The organism is Candidatus Binataceae bacterium, from assembly GCA_036495685.1.
In the GTDB taxonomy this organism is placed as follows: domain Bacteria; phylum Desulfobacterota; class Binatia; order Binatales; family Binataceae; genus JAFAHS01.
In genome coordinates this window covers 1-3,572 of sequence record DASXMJ010000134.1, presented here as the reverse complement: position 1 = coordinate 3,572, position 3,572 = coordinate 1, and the positions used below count along the sequence as shown (strand labels likewise).

The following is a 3,572-nucleotide window of genomic DNA, read 5'->3' as shown; positions in this document are numbered from 1 at the left end:
CTCAAAAAAATTCGTGAACGCAGCACCGAGGTTCTTGATTGCCTGCTGCGAAGCGTTCCTTGTCACCTCCAGCATCCACGGGAAGGCTGAGTGTTTCAGCGCATTCAGTTCACGACGTAGGGATGCTTCCGATGGCTGGGGGCCACAACAGTATTCCCGCCAGAGCGCGTAGTCCTGTTGCCACCGAGCTAACGCCCAATTCCATGCAAACCGCGCCACACCACAGGCACGGGCGAAATACTCCGCCTGCTCTTTGTTAGGATCGAGCGCGATCTTGTGGGCAAGGATCATGCGGCGTCGTCTTCGGCCGCAGCGGCCGCCGCAGCGAGCGCCTTCGCTGCACGGGTCTTCGCGGCCCGGCGCCCATACAGCCGGGCGCAGAACGACGTGAGCACGGCGATCATGTCTTGAACCAGGTCGTCCTTCATCTCGGCCTGGTCCACCACAACGAGTTTGCGTCCGCAGGCCGCGAGCGCGGCTTCGATGTATTCCGAACCGAAGCGGGCAAGCCGGTCGCGGTGTTCGACCACGATCGTGCGCGCGTCCGGATCAGCGAGTAGCTTCACGATCTTGGCGCGATCCCCGTTCAGTCCCGATCCGACCTCCGATACAGATCGGATAACCTTGAAGCGCTCACGCGAAGCGTATTCAGCCAGCCGACCCAGTTGGCGTTCCAGGTCGGCCTTTTGATCGCCGCTCGACACGCGGGCATAGAGCGCAACAGTATCGGGAGATGAAGACTGCGGCGGATGCACGATTACCGTGCCGGTCGCAAGCTGTTCGGCGGGCACAGGTAGCTTCCCGTCGCGCCACATGCGCCATGCGGTCTTGTAGGTCAACCCATTCGCTTTTGCCCACGCCGATAGCTTCATACTGCCTATATAGCACGGCATATACGGCCATACTATTCGGAGCTGCTTCTAGCCCCCAGCCCTGTGACCGCGGTATGTAGCCGCCAAACTGTGGGGCCAGCGTCGAGATGCTCTGGTCGTTACTTCTGCGGTGTCCTATGAAATTTTGGGCTTGGCTGGATGAAGAGGCCGAGAGCTACTGGATGCCTGCCGACGGAAACGGTCGCGATCACTTTATTGCTCGCGGTATCGATCACCGACACGGTATTAGAAGCGGCATTTGCGACATAGATTTTGCTACCATCTGGGTTCACCGATAAGCCGCCCGGGGAAGTGCCGACCGGAATTGTGGCGGTCACCGTATTGTTTGCCGTGGCGATTACCGACACGGTGCCGGGTTTACCAGTGGAGCCGCTGTTCGCGACATAAAGGTTCCTCCCGTCCGGGCTCACCGCTAATCCGATTGGGTCGATGCCAACAGGGATTATGTTGATCACTTTATTCGTAGCCGAATTGATTACTGACACGGTGTTGGCGCCCAAGCTCGTGACGTAGACCTTGCGGCCGTCCGGGCTTACTGCCACCTCGACAACGGGATGGGTGCCGACGGGGATGCGGGCAATTACCCGATTCCTCGCCGTATTTATCACCGACACGGTCATAGAGTCATAGTTCGCGACATAAACCTTGCGGCCGTCCGGGCTCACTGCCACCCCAACGGGGCCGGTGCCCACGGAGATGGTGGTGGTCGCTTTATTCTCCGTGTTTATTACCGACACACTTTTGGAGCTGAAGCCAAAGTTCGTGATATAGACTTTTTTGGCGTCCGGGCTCACCGCTACACCCGCGGGTTCAATGCCGACGGGGATTGTGGCGGTCACCTTGTCCTTCGCCGTATCGATCACCGAGACGGTATTCGAGAGCTCGTTCGCGACATAGACCTTGCGACCATCGGGGCTCACCGCTACCCCTTGGGGGAATTTACCCACAGCGATTGTAGCAATCACCGTATTCATCGCCGTATCGATCACCAACACGTTGTTTGAGTCGCTGTTCGTGATGTAGGCCTTTTGCGCGATGCTCGGGGCGCTACCGAGAAGGCAGAGGACACAGGCCGTGATCGCAATCACCTCGCAAATACGAAATTCCATGGTAAACTCCCGGATAGCGGATTATGGCTTGGCCCAGCGCGAAAGACTAATCCGTCAATTTTGATCAGCACTATATTCGTGCCCCCGAACGGGGATCGCCAATTATTCTGGCGACAGTGGCAGGCTGCGACACGGCGGAGATCACGCGCCGCGCCGGGATCTCCAAGCCCAGTGTGTGGCATCGGCAGGAGCGTTTCACGCGCGAGGGCGTCGCCGGTCTGCTGCGCGACAGGACGCGCAAGCCCGGTCTGCCGCCATTGCTGCCGGCGCAGATCGAGCCGCCGGGTGAGGCGACGCACTGGACCGGCCGAGCGATGGCGGCGGCCACCGGCATCTCACTGCGTTCGGTACAGCGGATCTGGGCGGCAGCACATGGGCACGCTAAACGAGTCGAACGGCTTGAGCCCGGTGCCAGCATTGGCGGCGCTGCGCACATGGCATAACTGAATCGCCCAACCGCGGCAGCCGGGCACGATGCAGCGATGGCTGCGCACCCACTCTTCGTGCACCGGCCATGTGCGCTTGGGCGCGCGCGATCCCGGAACGCTGGCGCTTGCGGCGTTCCGGTCGAGAGCTCACGAGGGCGTGTTACGTGTCGACGGTGGTATTAGGGTGCTCCTGTTCATAGAGGGTCCGTTCATACGACGCGGCGACGTCGTTGAAGACGTCCCATTCGTCTTTGGCGTTGGTGCGCAGCTGGTTGATCGTTCCGGAATTCTTGGCCCGGAACAGAGCGCAGGCGGCGACCGTAGGGAGCTCTTGGAACGCCGTCGTCAGGGCCTCGCGGGTGCGAACCCAATTGGCCTTTTTCGCGCCCATCGGTTTGTGGATTTCAACCGACGGAATTTCGGGCGCTTGTGCGTTCGTAGGTTCGGAGGCTTGACCTTTCGGGGCTTCGGGCGCCTGAGCTTTTGAGGCTTCAGAACTATTTTGGTTCTGTGCGATCAAAACCATGTCGGCTCCTTGCTGGGTGGCTTGAACTTCGACGACCTCCTTGGGTTTCTCTCCCTCAATGACGATGCCGGGTAGAGCCTCTTCGGTCGGGCTCGGTAAGGCCTTCTGATCCACGCTTTCCGGTTCGAGAACCGCGTCGTCGAGGAACGAGGTATCGGTGGTTACCGGCTCGGGCGTCAGATCCTCGACTTCCTCCCGGATCGCGAGACCCATCAGGCAATCGGAAAACCCGTCGCGCATCGCGTAGGCCCGCGCGCGCCATTGCAGCATCCGCTTCGGATGCTCGAACCACGGCTTCTTTTTGGGGTTGGTCCATAGTCCAGCGCGGCGCGCGTCGCGCACCGAGAATCGGCCGACATAGGGCTCGCTCTGACCCTTGCGCCAGATCGTGCAGACCGCGGTGTAATCGTCCAGGAAATCGCGCTGGCTCGGCGTATAATCGAGTTCGCCATACTCGTCGGCAATCGCCTGTGCGGTTTGTTCATTGCCTTCGGTGGTCTCGACCCAGCGCTCGACGATGTTGCGGCTCTGGATCAATGCGACCGCACCGTCGCCCCAGATGCACGGACGGTTGTTGATGATCGCGATCGTGCTGAGGGCCGTGATCGGCGGCAGA

4 protein-coding genes and 1 pseudogene are annotated in these 3,572 nt (G+C 60.4%); 1 reads left to right on the top strand and 4 read right to left on the bottom strand.

The genetic code is table 11. From position 1 onward, the window contains the following. The 3 genes from VGI36_13105 to VGI36_13095 all read right to left on the bottom strand — a co-directional run. The coding region (locus VGI36_13105) for a transposase (protein ID HEY2486082.1) at window positions 1–291 on the bottom strand (291 nt) is incomplete at its 3' end. Beyond that, window positions 288–872 carry an IS607 family transposase gene (locus tag VGI36_13100; protein ID HEY2486081.1) on the bottom strand — a complete coding sequence of 195 codons (585 nt, stop codon included), beginning with the start codon at window positions 870–872 and terminating at the stop codon, window positions 288–290. The genes VGI36_13100 and VGI36_13105, both read right to left, overlap by 4 nt. A gap of 119 nt (window positions 873–991) precedes the next feature. Next, on the bottom strand, window positions 992–2,002 hold the full coding sequence (locus tag VGI36_13095) for a beta-propeller fold lactonase family protein (GenBank protein HEY2486080.1): 1,011 nt from the start codon (window positions 2,000–2,002) through the stop codon (window positions 992–994). A gap of 137 nt (window positions 2,003–2,139) precedes the next feature. Between VGI36_13095 and VGI36_13090 the strand changes: the two are divergent. Beyond that, window positions 2,140–2,370 (top strand): annotated as a pseudogene (locus VGI36_13090) (IS630 family transposase). 220 nt (window positions 2,371–2,590) lie between these two features. On the opposite strand, the gene VGI36_13085 reads toward VGI36_13090, so the two are convergent. After that, window positions 2,591–3,572 (bottom strand): hypothetical protein (locus VGI36_13085; GenBank protein ID HEY2486079.1); only part of this gene is annotated, 982 nt, incomplete at its 5' end.